Raw genomic sequence first — 21073 nt, forward strand, 5'->3', positions numbered from 1 at the left:
ATCGGCTCTGAATGGAGGATAAGTTTCAGAACTGCACAAAGAACCTTTTCCAAGCCACTGTTAATGGCATTACTACTTGTCTCTACCTGGATGCCGGTCGTTGGCGGATTTTTTCAACGAAGTGAATTTTACCATTTCCATCCTCAACATTAAGTATTCACTACGTTAATGGCTGCAAGTCTAGAATATTTGCATCTTCACCAGAATTATTTAGTGTGCAAATGCTAATTCTTTGTAGTCTTACGCTCACTGCTATGCAAGGGTAAACTTCTTGATTTTAAGGGGTTACTTGCCTGTTTCAGTTTGATTACATTGGTAAGTGTTGACGATAAATGGAGGAGCCGGTATGAGAAAGAAGTATGAAAGTCCTGGGAATAAAGTTTTCTGACTTGATGATGAACAGCTTGGCTTATGAGAAATATTTCCTGGTAATGCGGTATTAAACTCTCAATTTTTAGCCTAAGCCCACCATTGCCAATTGCAATTATTGTCCAGAGCCAGGAATGATTGCCCACTAAAATTATGAATATATGGGGCTGGTGTATCCAGGTGTCGAAAGATTGGAGTATTTATGGCGGTGGCAAAAGATGCACTTTCCCGAAAGCAGATTGTTGCATTAACCGCATTAACTTTCGCGATATTTCTGATTGCCAATGACTTTACAGCCTTTTCTGTGGCAATACCGGCTATGCAGAAGCATTTTCATGCAGATATTTCCACAATGCAGTGGGTGATCAATGGTTATGCCTTAGTCTTTGGCGTATTGATTGTAACCGGCGGTCGCCTGGCGGATATGTTTGGGCGTCGCCGGCTCTTTTTTATTGGTACCAGTATATTTATTTTGTTTTCCCTGCTAGGTGGCTTTGCGGCCAATACCTGGATGTTGTTGGGCAGCCGTGCATTGATGGGGGTGGGTGGGGCCCTGATGTGGCCAGCGATCCTTGGTATGACCTACCAGATAATGCCTGAGAGCAGGGCTGGGCAGGCTGGGGGGTTGATTATGACAGTGTGCGGGTTTGCTAATTCGGTGGGTCCTCTACTAGGAGGTTTTCTAACAGATTTTTTAAGTTGGCGCTGGATATTTTTTATTAATTTTCCCATTGCACTTTTGGCAATGCTGATTAGTTGGCGAGTGATTGATGATGACACTCCAGAGAATGCCGATGAGCAGGTGGACTATGCAGGGATAACTTTCCTATCTGTTTGCTTGTTGGCACTATTGCTGGCGCTGGATCTTGTTGTGGATATGGGGTTGGGGAGTTCTTTAATTATTGGGCTCTTTTTTGTTTCTGTGCTTGCATTTTGCATGTTCGCCTGGGCCGAGGCACACACCGAGCGCAATCCTCTTATTCCCGCGGATGTGGCTACTAATTGGCGCTTTCTTACCGTGGGCATTACAACGCTTTTACTCTCGGTTATTTTTGTCTCAATGTTGCTCTATGTCCCTCAGTTTTTGATAAAAGAGTTAAAGTTTTCCGCAGCCTGGTCAGGCGCTGGGCTGCTGCCAGTTATGATGACTTATGGGGTTGTCTCTTATATTGCCGGTAGGCTCTATGCCTTGCTGGGGGCAAAAGTGATCTTATCTGCTGCGGCCATCTTTCTTGGGGGCGGAATGTTCTTGTTATCGAGTTTACTGGAACATACACGCTATATGCACTTAGTACCGGGTCTGATATCACTGGGGATTGGACTGGGTCTTTTTTTTCCTACTATCACAACGGCTGCCGTTACAGCAGTTGGCCCTGGCAGGGCCAGTCTTGCTGCAGCGTTGGTTTTTATGTTTCAGATCATTGGTGGAGCGATTGGCCTCGCAATGAATACTACCATTGTCTCTCTGGCTCCGAGCTTATCTGCGGGAATTGATCGTGCATTTTTAGTAAATGCTTATCTAGCATTGTTGGCACTGCTGGTGTGTATTTTGTTTGTGCGTGGAGAGCGCATTGTTCAGAAAGGATAAACCTTTGGCTTGGGTGTGTTTCACTGATTAGGTCCCAATGGTTATTGGTTTTATAGATAACCAGTTTTTGTTTTTTTAATAAAAAATCTAGCAGCTCAATTTTATCTGGCTCAATTTAATTTAACTTAAAGTGCAACTTTAAGTTAACGGGCCGGGTAATACCCTATTTTTAAATAGGGTTATAAAATTAAAAAACTATGATCATTTCCTATTAACTAATGGGATTGATTGGGGGAAAATAAGCGGCATGCTCAATCCTTGGAATGGACTCTCAGGCGTTAATTCGCGTTGTGATGAATCATCGGGTCGGCTCTATGCCGAGCATTGAGTAGATGCGGGACTTATTGGTGCTGCTTCCTGTGACCCTTCGTTCGTTTTTATGGCCGATGTCGAGGCAGTGATACTGGCATTGTGCAGTAAGTGATAACTGCGGAGAGAACCATTGTGAAGGCAGGCAATTGTCCCGGGAGAATTAACCTCCCTTTTTATAAGGAGAACAGACTGTGATACCCATTGTCGACCGCGCGAGCGCGGAATCCATCGCTCCATTTTGGCGCATGCCTTTTCGGCCTTTCTTCTGGGGTGGCGCCCTGTGGAGCATGGTTGCTCTGTTGATCTGGCAGGCTTCTTTGTCCGGCTGGCAATTGCCCGCGCTGCGCGTGGGGATCGCCTGGCATTCCCATGAAATGCTATTTGGCTTCGCGGCAGCGGTGGTGGTGGGTTTTCTTGGCACTGCAATGCAAACCTGGACCGGAATCCCTTCGCCCAAGGGGCCCCAGTTAATGAGCCTGGTGGGCTTGTGGTTACTAGCGCGCCTGGGGTATCTGGTCGCGGCAGTGCCCCTGTGGATGCCGGTAGTAGCTGAAGTATCCTTCTTCCTGTTGGCCGCATTCCTGCTGGGGGCACGAGTGCTGCGTACAAAACAATGGCGCAATCTGTTTGTGCTGCCGGCTATGCTGGCCTTTGCCGGGCTAGCGGCCTGTCATTGGCTATTGCCCGGTGCACAGAGCCGAGTAGCACTGATGGCTCTGCTTTTGGTGACTGGTATCATTCTGGTCATTGGTGGCAGAGTTATTCCATTCTTTACTGCGCGACGCTTCCACTTGAGCCCCCGGGAAAAATTACCTCTAGTTGAATGGGGCACGCATATCGCGGTAGTACTGCTGCTTCTCAGTGTTGCCTTGGATTTACCCAGAATAGTCTGGGCACTGCTTGCTTTGTCTCTAGGTGTTTTGCAGCTAATAAGAGTGCTGCGTTGGCACCCCACTAAAATCTGGGCTGAGCCTATGGTCTGGTCTCTGCACCTGAGCTATTGGCTGGTAATTTTGGGGTGTTTTCTCGCCGCCCTGGCTTGGAGTGGAATGGCTCCCGCCTGGCAAAGTCCTGCGCTACACGCTTTTGCAGTGGGTGGCATCGGTGGCTTGATTTTGGCCATGACCAGTCGAGTGAGTTTGGGGCACACCGGTCGTATTCTACAGGCGCCGCGTTTGATGCCGCTGGCGTTTGCCGCGCTGGCCCTATCCGCTCTGGCCCGTATTTTTTGGGCGCCGGCCCCCAGCGGCTTCCTCGCCGCGATTATTGCCTGGGTGCTTGGCTACTCCCTGTTTCTGATTTACTACACCCCAGTATTATTTCAGCCCAGAGTGGATGGTCATCCCGGCTAAGCCTATAAACAGCATGCGGTGCAGTTTTACTTATTTGTGAGCGGCACCGTGTCTCTTTCAGGAAATATCAACATTATCTTCCTGGGGAAAGCTGCCGAATTTTGGGGCTTTGCTCAGGTCCTTGTCCCAATCCGCTTTGCTGGCCATAAAGATATGTCCTGTGGGCTTGATGGTGATGGGGCTGTTGAGGCTGCCTGCGGGCACGGCCACTAGCCCTGTTTCTTTATCCGCGTAGGGCAGTGCGGAGCCGCACTGCCTACAAAAGCTTTTTACGTGCCGGGTCGAGGGGAGCCTAAACACCCTAATGTACTCTTCCCCGCTTAACCACTGCAGTTTTGCCGAGGAAGAAAACAGGTTTGCAGCGTGAGCGGAGCCGGTGTCTTTGCGGCAGTGGTCGCAGTGGCAAAGAAAGAAGCTTTCAAACTCCCCCTCTACCTCAAAGTGCACTTCGTCACAGAGACATGAGCCTTTGTGGTTCATTTCTACTCCTTTTTTTATTCGGGGTTATTTGGGGGCCCTACATATGACATATGGTTGTGGTTTCGCTGGAGATGCCACAAACATGCCGAATTATAAAAATTATTCGGCTACATCGATGATGCCGTTAAGGTATGGCATGGCGTTGCCGGAGATGATCACTCGCTCTTCCTCTAGCTGGCAGTGTAGTAGGCCGCCGCGCCAGGAAGCTTGGTAGGCGGTCAAGTTGGGTTTGCCCAGCTTTTCTCCCCAGTAGGGCGCCAGACCAGTGTGGATAGACCCGATTACTGGGTCCTCGGCGCCACCATTAGCGGGCCAGAAATATCTGGAAATAAAATCGTACTTCTTTGATTGTGCGGTTACTACTACATCATAGGGAGCGAGCCTAGCCAGCTTGGCAGCATCCTGTTGTAACCGCAAAATATCTTCTTCTGCGCTGTAAACAGCAAAGTAGGCTTGATTGTTGCGCAGAACCTCTGTGGGTGTGATGGATAGCCCTTCGAGCAGGTCACCGGGAATACTGGCTAGTGGTTGTGGGGGGCGAGAGGGAAAGTCCATGGAGATCAGGCCGTCGCTATTGCGCCTGATGTGCATATCACCTACTGCCTCGGCAAAGAATTTCAGTCCTTTTAAGTGTGGATGCCTGCGAAACACGACAAAAGCTGCGGCCAGGGTGGCGTGACCGCAAAAATCGATTTCTGTTAATGGAGAAAACCAGCGGATTTGGTATTCGCTGTCGCTGCGTCTGCGCAAAAATGCGGTTTCCGAGAGATTGTTTTGCGCGGCAATGGACTGCATCAAGGGCTCGCTGAGCCACTCTTTAGTGATGATCACTGCTGCGGAGTTGCCGCCAAACTGGGTGTCGGTGAAGGCGTTGATGATGTCGATTTCGAGCTGCATATACGATTCCTTGTCTGTGCATCTACTCTTTTTTCTGCCTTGCGCTTTCCTGATTTGTATCAGTCGAGCGGCCACTGTTCCAGCATACAGTGCATGTCGAGCGGTGGATAACAAGAGTTTTTCATCGCGAGTCGTAAATGGTTTGGGGTGGTTTAGGGAGTTTGGGATGCTACACACAGATGTCGCGATTGTGGGGGCAGGCCCCGCCGGTATGGCACTGGCGCTTATGCTGGCTGCTCGGGATTGCAGAGTCACCTTGTTGGAGCGTCAGGGTGAAGAAATATTGGCGAGTCCTGCGAACGATGGACGGGAAATTGCGCTCACCCATCAGTCTGTAAGGTTGCTGCAGTCCTTGGGGGTCTGGCAGCGGCTCAAGTCCGGCGAGCAGGGCCCGCTGCACTCTGCGCAGGTGGTGGATGGCAACGCTCCCACTTATCTGGATTTCGACACGCGTGGGCGGGGGCCGCTGGGATTTATTGCGCCCAATTATGCAATCCGGCGGGCTCTCTATGAAGCGGTACGTGAGGACGGCAATATTCAGCTGCAGACGAATAGTGCGGTTGTTGGCACGCGCTGCGAGACGGCGCGGCGACTGGTGCAGCTGGATAGTGGGCAGGATATTGCCGCAGCCCTGTTGGTGGCAGCAGACAGCCGCTTTTCAGAGGTGCGCCGCATGGCGGGGATCGGTGCGGACATGCGTGATTTCGGTAGGGTCGCGATACTGGGGGCGGTGCGTACAGAGCGGGAGCACGGTGGCATAGCCCGCGAGTGCTTCCGCTATGGTTCCACGCTGGCTCTATTGCCTATGTCCGATGCTTATACCTGCTCGGCGGTGGTAACAGTATCCGCAAGTTGCGCCGAGGAAATTATGGCCTATGGCGATGAGGCATTTGCAGCGCACGTGCAGAGGGAGAGTGCTGGGGCGCTGGGGGCTGTAGAGGCGTTCGGCCGGCGACATAGCTATCCGCTGGTGGCCGTCTATGCCCATCGATTTTACGCGGAACGCTTTGCCCTGGCGGGGGATGCGGCTGTGGGGATGCATCCAGTCACGGCTCACGGGTTTAACCTGGGGTTGGCCGGAGCGAAAAGTCTGACCAATCAGCTACACAATGTAACGCGTCTATATCAGTCGGCAGCGCTCTCCCGCGCCCTGTCTTGCTATCAGGTTCAGCATCGCCTGGAGTCGCATCCAATATATACGGGCACCAATCGGCTGGTGGACCTCTTTACCGATGATCGTCTGCCGGCGAAATTGCTGCGCAAAGCTGTATTGCGTATCAGTGAGCATTTCCCGCCGGTGCGTCGGGCCATAGTGCATCAGCTTACCCGTTAAGCGGCGGCTTGCTGTTGGGATATATGGCTGTGAAGTAGGGCTAAAGAGAGATACGCGGTAAGCATTGAGATAAAAACCTGCATATGCGGGGAGTCATGTTTGCGGGATTTTCTTCCTTTTCTATACTGATCAGCGAGGTACATTCAGAGCTGTTCTCCGCCGCAAGGGAAAACAAATGCCAATTGTGGCTTGACTCATCGGGACGCTAACCATAGAATGCGCAGCCTCTTGAGTGGTTGGGCTGGTCCCACCGCAGGGAAACAAAGATCAACCAGGCTTTGTTTCTTGGAGTTGTTGCGGGGTGGAGCAGCCTGGTAGCTCGTCGGGCTCATAACCCGAAGGTCGTAGGTTCAAATCCTGCCCCCGCTACCAATTTTGCTTTTATGCAAAAACTTTGATGTGCATTTGTTGTTGCGGGGTGGAGCAGCCTGGTAGCTCGTCGGGCTCATAACCCGAAGGTCGTAGGTTCAAATCCTGCCCCCGCTACCAATTTTGCTTTTATGTAAAAGCTTTGATGCGCATGTGTTGTTGCGGGGTGGAGCAGCCTGGTAGCTCGTCGGGCTCATAACCCGAAGGTCGTAGGTTCAAATCCTGCCCCCGCTACCAAAATTCAGGTGCCAGTGATACTTAGGTCGATGCCCGATGATTTAGGCTCCCTTTTCCTCTCTGGCCGGCATTGCCGAGTGAAAGTCTCAGATTGTTATCTGCTTTCGCTACCAAATTGCATTCATGCATACTGGCTGCATGGATGTGCGGTCAAAGCCCCGTCAGGGGCTTTTTCGTATCTGCAAAAAAAGTTGCAGATATTTTTCGAAGTGGGCCGCAGGCCCATTTTTTGTATGTGGTGACGTAAATGGCGAGCAAACGCGAATTGCTGGAAGAACTTCTGGCGCCGGTGGTGGCATCGCTGGGGTGTGAGCTGTGGGGGATCGATTATCAGACCCACGGCCGCAACGCGCTGCTGCGCATCTATATCGATTCTGAAAATGGCATAGGCGTGGAGGACTGCGAGAAAGTCAGTCGCCAGGCGAGTGCCGTGCTGGATGTGGAAGACCCCATTAGCGGTAGATATACCCTGGAGGTCTCCTCCCCAGGTCTCGATCGCCCCCTGTATAAGCTGGAACAATACGAGCGTTTTGTCGGCGCCCAGATAGAGGTACGCCTGCGTATGCCGCTCGACGGCCAGCGCAAATGGCGCGGCCTGCTGGCCGGCGTGGAAGGGGATGAGGTTGTTCTGCGCGTGGATGGCGAAAATGAATACCTGCTGCCGATCGACAGCATCGAGAAAGCAAATATTATCCCCCAATTTACCAAGTAACCTGTAGGCGCCTGAACTCAGGCGATTTTGAGGCACAGTTGCATGAACAAAGAAATCTTGCTGGTAGCCGAGGCGGTATCCAACGAGAAGGGCGTTGACCAGGAGATTATTTTCCAGGCCATCGAAGCGGCATTGGCAACGGCCACGAAGAAACGCTACGACGAAGATTCAACCATTGAGGTTATCATCGATCGCCGCAGTGGCGACTACGAGACTTTCCGCAGCTGGGAAGTGGTGGATGATGATACCCTGGCGGAGCTGGGCACTCAGTTCACCCTGGAAGAAGCCCACGAGAAAGACACCGAGCTGAAAGCCGGTGATATCTACCGCGAACAGGTGGAAAATGTAGAATTCGGCCGTATCGCCGCACAGACCGCTAAACAAGTGATCGTGCAAAAAGTGCGTGAAGCCGAGCGTGCCAAGGTTGTCGACGAATACCGCGACCGCGTTGGCGAGATGGTGAGCGGCACGGTTAAGAAGGTTACCCGCGACTTTATCGCCGTGGACCTGGGCAACAACGCCGAGGCGCGCCTGCCCCGCGATCAACTGGTTGGCCGGGAGATTTTCCGTCTCGGTGACCGCGTCCGTGCCATCCTGCTGGAAATTCAACCGGAAGCTCGCGGCCCTCAGTTGATGTTGAGCCGCTCCTGCCCGGAAATGATTATCGAGCTGTTCCGCATCGAAGTGCCGGAAATCTCCGAGCAGGTCATTGAAATCAAGGGCGCTGCCCGAGATCCCGGCCTGCGTGCCAAGATCGCCGTAAACACCAACGACGGCCGTATCGATCCAGTTGGAGCTTGTGTGGGCATGCGCGGCGCGCGTGTGCAGGCTGTGTCTAACGAGCTGTCTGGCGAGCGTGTGGATATCGTACTGTGGGATGAGAACCCGGCCCAGTTCGTGATCAATGCCATGGCGCCGGCGGAAATCGAATCCATCGTTGTGGATGAAGACGCCGGCTCAATGGACGTGGCGGTAGCCGAGGAGAACCTCGCTATGGCTATTGGCCGCAGTGGCCAGAATGTTCGTCTCGCGTCAGAGCTGACTCAGTGGCAGATTAATGTCATGAGCTCCGACGAGTGGCAGAATAAACAGGAAGCCGAGTCCAGCTCCATTATGCAGGTGTTTATCGATCGCCTGGATATCGACGAGGATGTGGCCAGCATTCTGGTGGACGAGGGCTTCACCTCCCTGGAGGAAGTCGCTTACGTGCCCATCGAAGAAATGCTCGCAATCGAGGGTTTCGACGAGGATATCGCTGAAGAGCTGCGCGCCCGTGCCAAGGACTCCCTGCTCACCCAGGCCCTGGCTTCTGAAGAGAAGCTGGATGCCTCGGAGCCCCAGGAAGACCTGCTGAATATGGATGGTATGGAGCGCCACCTGGCCTTCCAGCTGGCCAGTCGCGGTATTGCGACTATGGAAGACCTGGCGGAACAGGCGGTGGATGACCTGCTCGACATCGAGGGTCTCGATCAGGAACGCGCCGCTGCGCTGATTATGAAAGCGCGTGAGCCTTGGTTTGCCGATGATAGCGGCGAACAGGCTTAAACACACAGCAACAAGTATTACGTATAAGTAACCCCCTCCGACCAAGTGACTTTTAGGAGAGAGAATGGCCGAAGTAACAGTTAGCGAACTCGCCAAATCGGTTGGTGCCACCGAAGACCGTCTGCTCAAGCAGATGAAAGAAGCGGGTTTGCCTCACACCTCTGCGAATGCAGTGGTGTCAGATGAAGAAAAGCAGGTCCTGCTCAGTTTCCTGAAAAGCAGTCACGGGGAGCAGGGCGCGAGCCCGCGCAAGATCACCTTGAAACGCAAGACCACAACCACGCTGAAAACCGGCTCTGGCACCGGCCGCAAAACTGTAAACGTGGAAGTACGCAAGAAGCGCACTTATGTGAAGCGTCCACAGGCTGAGCTTGAAGCGGAAGCAGGTAACGAAAGCGCTACCGAAGCGGAAGAAGTGCGCACAGGCGTTGATGCTACTGCAATAGCAGAAGCTGAAGCCAAAGCGGCAGCTGAGGCTAAAGCCGCAGCTGAAGCGGAGGCCGCTCGTCGTGCCGCTGAAGAAGAGGAAGCGCGATTAAAGGCTGAAGCAGAGGCGAAAGCCGCTGCCGAAGCGGAAGAGAAGGCTCGTGCGGAAGCTGCCGCAGCAGAAGCCGCTAAAGAAGCAGAGACAGCCGATAAAAAGGCAGAGGGTAAACCCGTAGAAAATGTAGCGAAAAAGGCGCAACCCGCCGCACCCATCCGCTCAACGTATGTAGATGATATTGAGGCGATGCGTATCGCCGCGATGGAACGTCGCAAGCAGCAGGCAGAGCAAGAAGAGCGTGAGCTAGAAGAGAAGAAGGCTAAATTAGAAGCTGACCGACGCGCCGCTCAGGAGAAAAAAGAGAAAGCTGCCCAGGCAGCCAAGGCGAAGCCTGCCAAGCCCGCGAAGCCTGCAGAGAAAACCGAAGAGGTTAAACCCTCTCTGCGTCGCAAGCTGGAAACGACCCCGAGTGAAGATCGCAACGATGATGAGCCGCGTAAACGTCGCGGTCGCCGCTCCAAATCCGGCCCGAAGAAATCCAGCAAAACAGCCCTATATGAACAGGCGCTGGAAGTATTCGAGGAAGATGAAGCCAGTAAGCGCAGCACGCGCTCCCTGTCTCGTCCGAATGTGAAGGTGAAGCCGACACACGTCTTTAAACGGCCTACGGAGAAGCAGGTGTACGAAGTCCAGTTGGGGGAAACCATCACCGTTGCAGAACTGGCCAAGCAGATGAATGTGAAGGCTGGTGAGCTGATCAAGCGCCTAATGAAAATGGGTGAGATGGCCACCATCAACCAGCCCCTGGATCGTGAAACTGCCCAGTTGATCGTCGAAGAAATGGGTCACAAGGTGGTATTGCGCTCTGAGACCGAGCTGGAAGACAGCCTGGTAGCGCAATCCAAAGCTCAAGAGGGCACCGAGGTTTCCCGCGCGCCGGTAGTAACCGTGATGGGTCACGTTGACCACGGTAAAACCTCTCTGCTCGACTATATCCGCAAGACCAAAGTCGCCTCTGGCGAGGCTGGTGGTATTACCCAGCACATCGGTGCCTATCGAGTGAAAACCAGCCAGGGCGAGATTGCTTTCCTGGATACTCCGGGACACGCCGCCTTTACCGCCATGCGTGCCCGCGGTGCCCAAGCTACCGACGTCGTTATTCTGGTAGTGGCTGCCGATGACGGTGTGATGCCGCAGACTGAAGAAGCTGTGAATCACGCTCGCGCTGCTGGTGTGCCGCTGGTTGTCGCTGTGAACAAGTGCGACAAAGAAGCCGCTGATCCCGATCGCGTGAAAAATGAGCTGGCCGCAAAAGATGTGATCCCGGAGGATTGGGGTGGTGATACTCAGTTCATCAACGTATCTGCGCACACTGGCCAGGGTATCGATGAGTTGCTGGAAGCAGTTTCCCTGCAGGCGGAAATGCTTGAACTGAAGGCCAAAGTGAATGTACCGGCCACCGGCGTTGTGATTGAGTCCCGTCTGGAAAAAGGTCGCGGCGTAGTTGCCACCCTGCTGGTGCAGAATGGCGAACTGAAGCGCGGCGATATTATCCTGGCTGGCCAGAGCTATGGCCGCGTGCGTGCCATGACCAACGAGCACGGTAAGCAAGTTAAAGAAGCCGGCCCGTCTACTCCGGTAGAGTTGCTGGGTCTGGACTCCACGCCGAACGCCGGTGATGAGTTCATGGTGGTTGCCGATGAGCGCAAGGCCCGTGAAGTTGCTGAGCAGCGCGCTGATAGTGAGCGTCGCGAGCGTATGCAGCGTCAGCAGGCCGCCAAGCTGGAAAACATGTTTGCGGATATGGAAGCTGGTGAGCGCAAGGTGCTGCCGGTTGTCATCAAGGCCGACGTGCGCGGCTCCCTGGAAGCTATCCTGGGTGCGCTGGCGGATATCGGCAACGAAGAAGTTTCCGTCAACGTAGTATCCAGCGGTGTCGGTGGTATTGCCGAAAACGATATCAACCTGGCACTGACTTCCGGTGCGATCGTATTAGGCTTCAATACTCGTGCGGATGTTGCTGCACGCAAGACCGCTGAGACCGAAGGGGTGGAGATTCGCTACTACAGCGTGATCTACAACCTGCTCGACGAAGTGAAGAAGGCCCTGTCCGGCATGCTGGACCCGGAAGTGCGCGAAGAGATTGTGGGTATCGCCCAGGTGCGCGATGTTTTCCGCTCGCCGAAGTTTGGCGCTATTGCCGGCTGTATGGTTACCGAGGGTACCGTATACCGCAACAAGCCGATCCGCGTACTGCGCGACAACGTTGTAATCTATCAGGGTGAACTGGAATCCCTGCGTCGCTTCAAAGATGATGTGCAGGACGTGCGCAACGGCATGGAGTGTGGTATCGGGGTGAAGGACTACAACGATGTGAAGCCCGGTGACCAGATTGAAGTTTACGATATCGTCAAAGTTGCCCGCGAACTGTAAAGCGTTCCGGACCGGGTAAAGGAGAAACCCGCGCGGCTTGGCCGTGCGGGTTTTCCTGTCTTTAAACCGCCATTCTCAATAGGTAAACAATGGCAAGAGAATTCCACCGCGCCGACCGCGTCGCCGACGCCATGCGCCGCGAACTGGCCCAGCTGATTCAGCAGGAAGTGCGAGACCCGCGCTTGGGCATGGTCAATATCAACGATGTTGAAGTCAGCCGCGATCTGACCACTGCAAAAGTGTTTGTCACCTTTGTGGGTGAAGATGACCGCAGCAAGATTAATACCTCGATGGAAGTGCTAAACAAGGCCGCCGGTTTTCTGCGCAGCCAGCTGGCCCGTGCGATTCAGATACGCACCATCCCGCGTCTGTATTTCCGCTACGACGAGACCTCGGTGCGCGGCCAGGAGCTTTCCGCATTGATCGACAAAGCGGTGCGTGCCGATCGCAAGCACCAAGACGACAGCGACTCTGACGAAGATTGATCTATGGGCCGCAGACCAAAATGGGGCCGGCCGGTTCACGGCGTGCTGTTATTGAACAAGCCCGCCGGCATTACCGCCAACGACGCCCTGCAAAAAGCCAAACGCCTCTTTTTTGCCAATCGCGCGGGACACACCGGCGCCCTGGACCCGCTGGCGACCGGTGTTCTGCCGATCTGTTTCGGTGAGGCCACCAAGTTTTCCCAGTACCTGCTCGATGCCGACAAGCGTTACCGCAGCACTTTCGTGTTCGGCATGACTACAGCCAGTGGTGATGCCGATGGCGATGTACTGGAAACTAAAGATGCTTCCGGTTTGACTGAAAAAGCGGTGCTGAAAGCGATGGAAGCCTTCCGTGGCCGCATCAAGCAGGTGCCCTCCATGTACTCCGCTCTCAAGCACAAGGGGCAGCCGCTCTATAAGTTGGCGCGCCAGGGCTTGGAAGTGGAGCGCGAAGCGCGCGAAGTGGAAATTTTTGAATTTGAACTGCTGAGCTTTACGCCGGGCCCACAACCCCGTGCGGAAGTTGAGGTGCACTGCTCCAAGGGCACCTATATTCGCAGTATCGCCGAAGACCTGGGACAAGCCCTGGGTGTGGGCGCCTATGTGGAAGTATTGCACCGCAGCGCCGCCGGCCCCTTCGATGAAGCGGACTCGGTCACTCTGGATGAACTCACCGAAGAGCGCGGAGAGGACAAGGCGGAAGTACTGGATCACCACTTGTTGCCGATGGACTCTCCGGCGTCATCTTTGCCCAAACTCGTCCTGCCGGATGACTCTGGTTACTATGTGCGTCAGGGACAGTCGGTAATGGATTTGCAGGTCTATCGTATCGGTGCGGAAGGTGATATGGTGCGCCTCTTCCTGGAAAATGGTGATTTTCTGGGCGTAGGAGAAATTACCGACGAGGGGTGCGTAGCACCGCGGCGTCTGGTAAGTGGCACTTGAGTGGAAACCGCAATATTGGTGAAAGCTAATATAAGGTGAACTTGAAAGTGCCCGCGCGGCACAGCCGCATTCACGATTAGCTGGTCTGTAAATATGCACGGGCCAGCCGAATCTTTTAAAGCATATTACGACGAGGTAATTCGTTATGGCACTGACTGCCGTTGAAAAAGCAGCCATCCTGAAAGAGCACGGCCAAACCGAAGGCGATACCGGTTCTCCGGAAGTCCAGGTAGCCCTGCTGACCGCCAACATCAACAAACTGCAGGGTCACTTCTCTGCGCACAAGCAGGATCACCACTCCCGTCGTGGTCTGATCCGCATGGTAAACCAGCGCCGCAAGCTGCTGGACTACCTCAAGCGCAAGGATCTGAACCGCTACGCACAGCTGATCGCTAAGCTCGGCCTGCGTCGCTAAGACCCTGGAATGCCCGCCTCTGGCGGGCATTCTTTTTTAATGCTTGCTGAAAAGTGGCCATGCTGTCATTTTTCAGAAGTTGCACTGCACAGGCCAGCGGAAAAGAACCCGACCTGGATGTGCAGTGTTTGCACCGGCCACCCCTGGTCGGTGGCGGCACATCCCCGTGCCGCCCTGAGAGAGGCGTTTGGATTTCTCTCCCGGGCAACCACTGTAGGGGTTACTGGAATGGGCCAGTAACCGTAAGGAAATAGGAAAAAAACTAGTGAATCCAGTAAGCAAAACCTTCCAATACGGACAACACCAAGTCACCATCGAAACCGGCCGCATCGCACGTCAGGCGACGGGCTCCGCTCTGGTTACCATGGGTGAGACCGTTGTTCTGTGTACCGTTGTCGGTGCCAAGGAAGCCAAGCCCGATCAAGGCTTCTTCCCGCTGTCCGTGCACTATCAGGAAAAAGCCTACGCGGCTGGCAAAATTCCCGGTGGCTTCTTCAAGCGTGAAGGCCGCCCGTCTGAAAAAGAAACTCTGACTTCCCGTCTGATCGATCGCCCGATCCGTCCTCTTTTCCCCAACGGCTTTATGAATGAAGTACAGGTAATGTGTACTGTACTTTCTGCCGAGAAGGATATGGACCCGGATATCGCTGCCATGATCGGTACCTCCGCAGCATTGTCTGTTTCCGGTATTCCCTTCGCAGGCCCCATCGGCGCCGCACGTGTGGGTTACACCCAGCAAGACGGTTACCTGCTGAATCCGGGCTACCAGGCTCTGAAGACCTCCGAGCTGGACATGGTCGTTGCCGGTACCAAAGACGCCGTACTGATGGTGGAATCCGAAGCGCAAGAGCTGCCGGAGGACATCATGCTGGGCGCCGTGCTGTACGCGCACCAGGAAATGCAAGCGATCATCAAAGTGTGCGAAGAGCTGAAAGCCGAAGCTGGCAAGCCCCAGTGGGATTGGCAGGCACCGGCGGAAAACACCGAGCTGAAATCGGCTCTGGAAGGTCAGTTCGGCGAGAAAGTTGCAGAAGCCTACCGTATTACCAACAAGCAGGAGCGCAGTACCCGCCTGGCGGAACTGCGCAGCGAAGCCGCTGAAGCCCTGGCTACTGAAGAAATTAGCGCCGATCTGGTAAAAAGCTACTTCGGCAAGCTGGAGAAGAAGCTGGTGCGCGGCGCTGTAGTGCGTGGCGAGCCCCGTATCGACGGTCGTGACAGCAAAACTGTACGTTCGATCGCTGTGGAAGTTGGCGCTCTGCCCAAGTCCCACGGCTCTGCGCTGTTCACCCGCGGTGAGACCCAGGCCCTGGTAGTGGCTACCCTCGGTTCCACTGGCGATGCGCAGATCATCGACGCCCTGGAAGGCGAGCGTAAAGACTACTTTATGCTGCACTACAACTTCCCTCCCTACTCTGTCGGTGAAGCGGGTCGTGTAGGTGCAACTGGTCGTCGCGAAATCGGTCACGGCCGCCTGGCGCGTCGCGGTATCGCGGCAGTTCTGCCGAGCCCGGACAGCTTCCCCTACACCGTGCGTGTGGTCTCCGAGATCACTGAGTCCAACGGTTCCAGCTCCATGGCTTCCGTATGTGGTTCCAGCCTGGCGCTGATGGATGCGGGTGTTCCGCTGAAGTCGCCGGTTGCCGGTATCGCTATGGGCCTGGTGAAGGAAGACGAAGGCTATGCGGTTCTGACCGATATCCTCGGTGACGAAGACCATCTCGGCGATATGGACTTCAAAGTAGCGGGTACTGCCTCTGGTGTAACCGCGCTGCAGATGGACATCAAGATCGAGGGTATTACCGAAGAGATCATGGAAACCGCTCTGGAGCAGGCCCTGCACGCGCGTCTGCACATCCTGGCGGAAATGAACAAGGTGATCGATTCCTCGCGCACCACTGTGAACGAGAACGCACCGCGCTATGCGACCCTGAAGATCCATCCGGATAAGATCCGCGACGTGATCGGTAAGGGCGGTGCGACTATCCGTTCCATCACTGAAGAGACCGGCGCCTCCATCGATATCGAAGATGACGGCACTATCAAAGTCTTTGGGGAAGATGGCGAGAGCCTCGAAGCGGCGGTTACCCGTATCGAGGAAATCACCGCAGAAGCCGAGATCGGCGCTATCTACGAGGGCACTGTGGTGCGCATCGTAGACTTCGGTGCATTTGTAAACTTCCTGCCGGGTAAAGATGGTCTGGTGCACATCTCCCAGATCGCGGAAGAACGCGTAAATGCCGTGACCGATTACCTGAGCGAAGGTGAGAAGGTTAAGGTTAAGGTGCTCGACGTTGACCAGCGCGGACGCATCAAGCTGTCCATTAAGGAAGTAAAGGCTGAGCAAGCCGCTTCCGAAGAGGCGAAACAAGGTTCCGAAGAGGCCTAAACCTCTCGAGCTGATCAAGCCTGAAAAAACCCGGCCAAGTGCCGGGTTTTTTTATGGCTTATATTGGCTGTTGCTAAGTGCACAAAGGCATTTTTGCCGGCGTTTTTTCGGTTAGAATTCTGCGAAAAGAGGGAAAATTTTGCACAATTACTGGCTTCTCGAGACGCTCCTCGGGCTAACCTGTCTGCTCGTCGCCAACCAGTACTGGTATCTCACCCGCGCGCGCTTTCAATCGGCGGCTCTAATCATCGTGGCCGCCCTGATGATTATGGCCCTGGCCGCCCTGGTGGGAGCCTATCGCTATGGGATCGATCCCGGAGTAACTGATCTGCACCGGGCACTTACGCAGATTTCCGGTTTTGTCTCTTTCCTGTTGATCGGTATAGCCCTTATATGGGCGCGGCTGGAGCTACCTTGGGGGCAGGATAATCGTACACCGGCGTACCTGGTCCTTGTATTGTTATTGGCAGGAGCGATTGGACTCGCGCAGAGTAGCTGGATGTCTACCCAGACTGTAGTTGACCTCTTTTCTACTGTGGGGATTTTATTGTGGCTGTCGGTGGCCTTGCTGGAGTTGATAGCACCGAGACGCCTCCAGCGAAACCAGGCCCTGATCATTGGTGCGGGTGCGCTGTTAGTGGTGATCAACGGGCTATTTATTGGCACCGGTGCTTCACGGCTGCTGGGCCTGGCCCGTACAAATTGGTTCCACCTGCTCCTCGCGCTCTCTGTTTTTTCCCTATTGTGGGCTCGCCCACTATTCAATCTGGATCGAATCGCAAATGAATAAAATAACCACCAAACTGCAGGGCGGCTGCCACTGCGGTGCCGTGCGCTTTAGCGCAGTGCATCAACGTCACAATGATGAGCCATTGGTGGCACACGCCTGTAATTGCTCTATGTGCGAGAAGGTTGGCTACTTACACCTGATTATACCGGCGGCAAACTTTCAGTTGGAGCAGGGTGAGGGGGATCTCAGCTGTTACACCTTTAACAGTGGAGTGGCGAAACACTATTTTTGTCGTCATTGCGGCGTTAAGCCTTTCTACATACCCCGCTCCAATCCCGATGGTTACAGCCTTAATGTGCGTTGCTTTGATAGCGTTCCACCGGAGTTGGAGGTTAAGCCATTCGACGGGCAAAACTGGGAGCAGAATGCTGCGGGCTTGGCACACCTGAGCGCCGCAGAGTAATAATCCTTACCTAACCGGCCAGTGAATGGTTGCTGGGATTCCAAAGAGGGGGCAGGTGGGATATCTATAGACCTATAGACTCGCGTATCTGCGCCAGTCTTTTTTCTTTCAGTTTTTGAATGCCGGATTATTGGTGCTTTGTCCGCAGCCGGCGAGGGAGTGGGAAAATGCAATCTGGGCTGATTCACGCCTATCTTCTCGATCACCGTGGTGGCGGCAGGGAGCTGAGCTGGGCAGAGGTAGGTGGCTGGCAACCCGGGCAGGGCGTGTTGTGGTTACACATGGATTATACCGATGAGACCGCGGCCCAATGGTTGCGTACAGAGAGCGGTTTGGATCGCTTGGTGGTGGAGGCTCTTCTATCAGAGGAGTCCCGTCCCCGCACCACGCCGATAGGCGATAACTTGTTGATTGCCCTGCGTGGTGTGAATTTAAACCCGGCCTCGCAGCCTGAAGATATGGTTTCGATCCGCCTGTGGATAGAGGCAGATCGTATTATCAGCACCCGTAAGCGCCGCTTGTTGTCGGTAGAGGATCTACTCGGACGTCTACGCGCTGGTCGTGGCCCCAGCGGCCCTTCAAACTTTATCGTCTCCCTGGTGGATTTGTTGGTGCGCCGTATGAGCGATACCGTGGATCAGCTCGAGGAAAAAATTGACGAGTTGGAGAGCCTGGCTTTGGATGAATCTGGTGGGGAGTTGCGTTCAGAGCTGGCGCATCTTCGCAAGCAGGCTATTACCCTACGGCGTTATTTATCCCCGCAACGGGAGGCCCTATCTGGCATTATGGCTGCAGAAATGCCTTGGTTTCACGAAACCAATATATTGCATTTGCGCGAAGTCAGCGATCGCCTGCAACGGCATATTGAAGATATTGATGTGGTGCGAGAGCGTGCTTCAGTCACCCAGGAGGAGTTATTGAGTTATAACTCCGAGCAGCTGAATAGCCGTATGTATATGTTGTCGGTGGTGGCCGCAGTATTTTTGCCACTTAGTTTTTTGACTGGCTTATTTGGTATCAATGTCGGTGGTATGCCCTGGGCCCAATCGCAAGAGGGTTTTCTAACATTCTGCGCGCTGCTAATTATTGCGCTTGGCGGGCAGATTGCATTTTTCTTTTGGAAAAAGTGGTTATAGGGCTCCTTCCATATCCCACCATATGCCCTGGAAGGAACCGTTGAGTGGATTTAGTGTTTAACCCAGGAGAAATCCACAAAAACTGGATCGTGGTCGCTTAACCCAGAGTAACTTGGAGAGCCGATAAAATAATTGGTGACCTCCAGTGTGTAGTTGGGGTTGTTGTTAATCACCACTACATGGTCTGTGTCATTCTGTAGCTCATCGGCACAGGCCTCGAGGCTGGTATCGTTGCCAGAAAGCATATATTGGCAGGCGTGCTTACCACCGGTTTTCTCGAAGAAGGCTTTCCAGGTTTGGTAATTAACGCCGCGCCAGTCGTCATCATTTTCATCAAATGCCATATTGAAGTCGCCCGCCAAAATAACGGTGGCATTGTTTGAGTGGGAGACAATCATATCGGCGATTTGATCTAGTTGCTTTGCTTTGGCTGTCAGGTCCGCGTCCTTGTGGCCCGCATCCATATGGGTGTTATAGATATGCACATGATAATTTTCAGTCACTTCAACTTTTGCTACGGTAAAGCCTTTCTCGGTATCACAATCATTACCTGAGCATTTATTAAAGGTTTCCTCTTCATAAGTGGCAAAGGAATAGTCGTTATCATTGCGATTGTCCCGGTCAAAAGGAAATTTGGAAAAAGTGAGTAGACCATTACCAAAAGAGGTACCACCTCCCTTCCAGTGTTTTGAGCGATAGGGGACAGTATCGTTACTGAGTTTGTCATCATCATCCAGATAATTGGCCTTGGTTTTATTCCAAACCTCCTGCATCAGCCAGAGATCCTTGGGGTCTTCATTGAAAGTGCGAATAATCTGTTTGAAGTCTGACTTACTGTTGCCGCCGATACATTGTAAAAAACCATCCATGTTGTACACCATCATGTCAAAGCTGCCTGAGTTGGCATCTTCAAAGCTAGTGTCACCATATTCGTAACCATCCAGATCTTTTGATCCGCTCTCATCCACATCATCGATAAATTCGAACCAGTTGCATGAGGTAATAGCGTCCCAGACATCTTCGAAGTCTGCAGCGCTGGCGGGATGGCTGATCAATAGGGCAAGGGAAATACAGATTCTTTTTATCATTTTTTTATTCTCCATAGTTTTATCACTGGTGGGTGCAGGGGGTCAGAAATAGCAAGCCTCTTATGTTTGGACTTTTTATTTTTGAGGTTGGGATGATGGATAGCGTAGATTACAAATTGGAGTAAGAAAGATTTTTTTTATTTTATTTTTTTAGTAAATGGTGTGGGCTTGTGTGTTTAGCTGGGGATATCAGCCTTTGATGATAGGAAAATTATTTAGCTGTCAGTCAGTTGAGATTATCCTGACTTTTATCAAGTAAAAGCCGCTGACTTAATTGCAGGTTATTTTTACGTTTTATTTTATCTTTTGGCGGCTTGTTAAGGTGAGCCGAATGGTAGAGCCATATCCACTGTATTACTTGGGTATGACTCTGTGGGTGGATGGGCTAAGGAGTAAAAAATGAGTACTGTGGATATATTTCGGATGCTTTGAAAAAAGAGCGGCCGTTATTCTACTCAACCAAAAATAGTCACCATCTGCCGGGATAAAGCGACGAGTCTGCCCCCGCTGTCCCAAAGGCGCGCCTGAATCACGGCATAGCCATCTTCCGCTTGCTCCACTTCAGCCAGGTATTGCCACCAATCCGACGCGCTGCGCTCGGGTAGGGGCTCCATGAGCTCCACCGTCCAGGTGAGAGAGCTGGCCGGTGCTGGCGCTTTTAGCATCGGTAAAGTGGCTGGAGGCCAGGCGTCGATCAGTGCGAGCAGATGGCTGATACCTACAGTATTTTCACTGCCGTCCTTAAAGCGTACCCAACCGCCCAGTTGCCGCTCCGAGGTGCCACTGAAAGGCATTTGGCCACGGGCAATGCGGTAGTCATATTTTTGCGTGAACTCCGGAACGACACCCTCAATATACGGCAGGGCGATGCATTTCTCCGGTTCGGTAAATTCGGGGGCGGCAGGGGGGGCAGCTTTTACGGAGGAGTCCCTGCCGTTGCCAAAACTGCCGAGCGCCGCGAGCATGACTGATTCGCTCTGCAGCAGCTGGCCTTGTGCTTGTGTTACTGAGCGGCCAGCGCGTAATACTTGCGCATTAACCTCTAAGGCATCGGCGCTAACCGGGCCGACAAAGGAGAGGGTTAGCGAGCGCAGGCTGCTTTCCCTTGCTACCTCAGCAACCTCCGTGGCCATTTTTTCGTAGAGCATGGCCGCAACCAAGCCGCCAAAAGTGGCTCGACCCTGGCTCCAGCCTGTGGGGACTGTATTTGCGCCCTGGTTGTTGCGCCACTCAAGGAGAAGTTCATCAAAGGTCATAGTGTTACCGCTGGACAGGCGGACGTTGTGCAGTCCGCCGAGGAGATGTCGGGGC

Annotated in this window: 17 protein-coding genes and 3 tRNA genes; 16 read left to right on the forward strand and 4 right to left on the reverse strand. The window is 53.5% G+C overall.

The genetic code is table 11. The annotated features are described in order from the left end of the window. Positions 1–571: 571 nt before the first annotated feature. Together ACXAFI_RS02820 and ACXAFI_RS02825 are read left to right on the forward strand one after the other, a co-directional pair. Positions 572–1957: an MFS transporter gene (locus ACXAFI_RS02820; protein ID WP_475107603.1), complete on the forward strand. Its 1386-nt coding sequence runs from the start codon at positions 572–574 to the stop codon at positions 1955–1957. A gap of 503 nt (positions 1958–2460) precedes the next feature. After that, positions 2461–3621 carry an NnrS family protein gene (locus ACXAFI_RS02825; RefSeq protein WP_475107604.1) on the forward strand — a complete coding sequence of 387 codons (1161 nt, stop codon included), beginning with the start codon at positions 2461–2463 and terminating at the stop codon, positions 3619–3621. Between the two features lie 57 nt (positions 3622–3678). Here ACXAFI_RS02825 and ACXAFI_RS02830 read toward each other — a convergent pair whose 3' ends face one another. Both ACXAFI_RS02830 and ACXAFI_RS02835 read right to left on the reverse strand, forming a co-directional pair. After that, positions 3679–4101, reverse strand: coding sequence for a GFA family protein (locus tag ACXAFI_RS02830; protein WP_475107605.1), 423 nt, complete (start codon positions 4099–4101; stop codon positions 3679–3681). Between the two features lie 99 nt (positions 4102–4200). Then, a complete protein-coding gene (locus tag ACXAFI_RS02835; RefSeq protein WP_475107606.1) occupies positions 4201–4998 on the reverse strand; it encodes a PhzF family phenazine biosynthesis protein in 798 nt (265 codons plus the stop codon). A gap of 166 nt (positions 4999–5164) precedes the next feature. Between ACXAFI_RS02835 and ubiM the strand changes: the two genes are divergently transcribed. The 14 genes from ubiM (at position 5165) to ACXAFI_RS02905 (ending at position 18674) form a co-directional block, all read left to right on the forward strand. After that, a complete protein-coding gene (ubiM, locus tag ACXAFI_RS02840) occupies positions 5165–6331 on the forward strand; it encodes a 5-demethoxyubiquinol-8 5-hydroxylase UbiM (protein ID WP_475107607.1) in 1167 nt (388 codons plus the stop codon). Between the two features lie 295 nt (positions 6332–6626). Beyond that, positions 6627–6703 (forward strand) — tRNA-Met (locus ACXAFI_RS02845). Between the two features lie 40 nt (positions 6704–6743). After that, positions 6744–6820 (forward strand) — tRNA-Met (locus tag ACXAFI_RS02850). Positions 6821–6860: 40 nt separating this feature from the next. Continuing rightward, a tRNA-Met gene (locus tag ACXAFI_RS02855) sits at positions 6861–6937 on the forward strand. 247 nt (positions 6938–7184) lie between these two features. Beyond that, the gene (gene rimP / locus ACXAFI_RS02860) at positions 7185–7649 is read left to right on the forward strand and encodes a ribosome maturation factor RimP (RefSeq protein ID WP_152454740.1); all 465 of its coding nucleotides are present in this window, start codon (positions 7185–7187) and stop codon (positions 7647–7649) included. A 42-nt stretch (positions 7650–7691) separates the two neighbouring features. Further along, positions 7692–9194 carry a transcription termination factor NusA gene (gene nusA, locus ACXAFI_RS02865; protein WP_152454739.1) on the forward strand — a complete coding sequence of 501 codons (1503 nt, stop codon included), beginning with the start codon at positions 7692–7694 and terminating at the stop codon, positions 9192–9194. Between the two features lie 64 nt (positions 9195–9258). Then, positions 9259–12111, forward strand: coding sequence for a translation initiation factor IF-2 (gene infB / locus ACXAFI_RS02870; RefSeq protein WP_444919924.1), 2853 nt, complete (start codon positions 9259–9261; stop codon positions 12109–12111). Between the two features lie 89 nt (positions 12112–12200). Beyond that, the gene (gene rbfA, locus ACXAFI_RS02875) at positions 12201–12596 is read left to right on the forward strand and encodes a 30S ribosome-binding factor RbfA (RefSeq protein ID WP_444919923.1); all 396 of its coding nucleotides are present in this window, start codon (positions 12201–12203) and stop codon (positions 12594–12596) included. 3 nt (positions 12597–12599) lie between these two features. Continuing rightward, positions 12600–13541 carry a tRNA pseudouridine(55) synthase TruB gene (truB, locus tag ACXAFI_RS02880; protein ID WP_475107608.1) on the forward strand — a complete coding sequence of 314 codons (942 nt, stop codon included), beginning with the start codon at positions 12600–12602 and terminating at the stop codon, positions 13539–13541. 145 nt (positions 13542–13686) lie between these two features. Continuing rightward, a complete protein-coding gene (gene rpsO / locus ACXAFI_RS02885) occupies positions 13687–13956 on the forward strand; it encodes a 30S ribosomal protein S15 (protein ID WP_152454735.1) in 270 nt (89 codons plus the stop codon). Between the two features lie 265 nt (positions 13957–14221). Then, on the forward strand, positions 14222–16345 hold the full coding sequence (gene pnp, locus ACXAFI_RS02890; RefSeq protein WP_475107609.1) for a polyribonucleotide nucleotidyltransferase: 2124 nt from the start codon (positions 14222–14224) through the stop codon (positions 16343–16345). 139 nt (positions 16346–16484) lie between these two features. Then, a complete protein-coding gene (locus ACXAFI_RS02895; RefSeq protein ID WP_475107610.1) occupies positions 16485–17135 on the forward strand; it encodes a hypothetical protein in 651 nt (216 codons plus the stop codon). Beyond that, complete coding sequence (locus tag ACXAFI_RS02900; protein ID WP_475107611.1) at positions 17128–17538, forward strand: GFA family protein; 411 nt, start codon at positions 17128–17130, stop codon at positions 17536–17538. The genes ACXAFI_RS02895 and ACXAFI_RS02900 overlap by 8 nt, the downstream gene beginning before the upstream one ends. Positions 17539–17705: 167 nt before the next feature. Further along, positions 17706–18674 (forward strand): zinc transporter ZntB, encoded by a 969-nt coding sequence (locus ACXAFI_RS02905; protein ID WP_475107612.1) that lies wholly within the window; start codon positions 17706–17708, stop codon positions 18672–18674. A gap of 50 nt (positions 18675–18724) precedes the next feature. On the opposite strand, the gene ACXAFI_RS02910 is transcribed toward ACXAFI_RS02905, so the two are convergent. Both ACXAFI_RS02910 and ACXAFI_RS02915 read right to left on the reverse strand, forming a co-directional pair. Then, positions 18725–19762, reverse strand: a complete 1038-nt coding sequence (locus tag ACXAFI_RS02910; protein ID WP_475107613.1) for an endonuclease/exonuclease/phosphatase family protein — start codon at positions 19760–19762, stop codon at positions 18725–18727. Positions 19763–20217: 455 nt separating this feature from the next. Next, the gene (locus ACXAFI_RS02915) at positions 20218–21018 is read right to left on the reverse strand and encodes an acyl-CoA thioesterase (protein WP_475107614.1); all 801 of its coding nucleotides are present in this window, start codon (positions 21016–21018) and stop codon (positions 20218–20220) included. Positions 21019–21073: the final 55 nt, after the last annotated feature.

Source organism: Microbulbifer sp. ABH2_005, assembly GCF_056160005.1.

What these genes read in the sequence shown, in the direction of transcription:
- ACXAFI_RS02820 (WP_475107603.1), top strand. Translation starts at nt 572, where the DNA reads ATGGCGGTGGCAAAAGATGCACTTTCCCGAAAGCAGATTGTTGCATTA.
- ACXAFI_RS02830 (WP_475107605.1), bottom strand. Translation starts at nt 4,101, where the DNA reads ATGAACCACAAAGGCTCATGTCTCTGTGACGAAGTGCACTTTGAGGTA.
- ACXAFI_RS02835 (WP_475107606.1), bottom strand. Translation starts at nt 4,998, where the DNA reads ATGCAGCTCGAAATCGACATCATCAACGCCTTCACCGACACCCAGTTT.
- ubiM (WP_475107607.1), top strand. Translation starts at nt 5,165, where the DNA reads ATGCTACACACAGATGTCGCGATTGTGGGGGCAGGCCCCGCCGGTATG.
- rimP (WP_152454740.1), top strand. Translation starts at nt 7,185, where the DNA reads ATGGCGAGCAAACGCGAATTGCTGGAAGAACTTCTGGCGCCGGTGGTG.
- nusA (WP_152454739.1), top strand. Translation starts at nt 7,692, where the DNA reads ATGAACAAAGAAATCTTGCTGGTAGCCGAGGCGGTATCCAACGAGAAG.
- infB (WP_444919924.1), top strand. Translation starts at nt 9,259, where the DNA reads ATGGCCGAAGTAACAGTTAGCGAACTCGCCAAATCGGTTGGTGCCACC.
- rbfA (WP_444919923.1), top strand. Translation starts at nt 12,201, where the DNA reads ATGGCAAGAGAATTCCACCGCGCCGACCGCGTCGCCGACGCCATGCGC.
- truB (WP_475107608.1), top strand. Translation starts at nt 12,600, where the DNA reads ATGGGCCGCAGACCAAAATGGGGCCGGCCGGTTCACGGCGTGCTGTTA.
- rpsO (WP_152454735.1), top strand. Translation starts at nt 13,687, where the DNA reads ATGGCACTGACTGCCGTTGAAAAAGCAGCCATCCTGAAAGAGCACGGC.
- ACXAFI_RS02900 (WP_475107611.1), top strand. Translation starts at nt 17,128, where the DNA reads ATGAATAAAATAACCACCAAACTGCAGGGCGGCTGCCACTGCGGTGCC.
- ACXAFI_RS02905 (WP_475107612.1), top strand. Translation starts at nt 17,706, where the DNA reads ATGCAATCTGGGCTGATTCACGCCTATCTTCTCGATCACCGTGGTGGC.
- ACXAFI_RS02910 (WP_475107613.1), bottom strand. Translation starts at nt 19,762, where the DNA reads ATGATAAAAAGAATCTGTATTTCCCTTGCCCTATTGATCAGCCATCCC.
- ACXAFI_RS02915 (WP_475107614.1), bottom strand. Translation starts at nt 21,018, where the DNA reads ATGACCTTTGATGAACTTCTCCTTGAGTGGCGCAACAACCAGGGCGCA.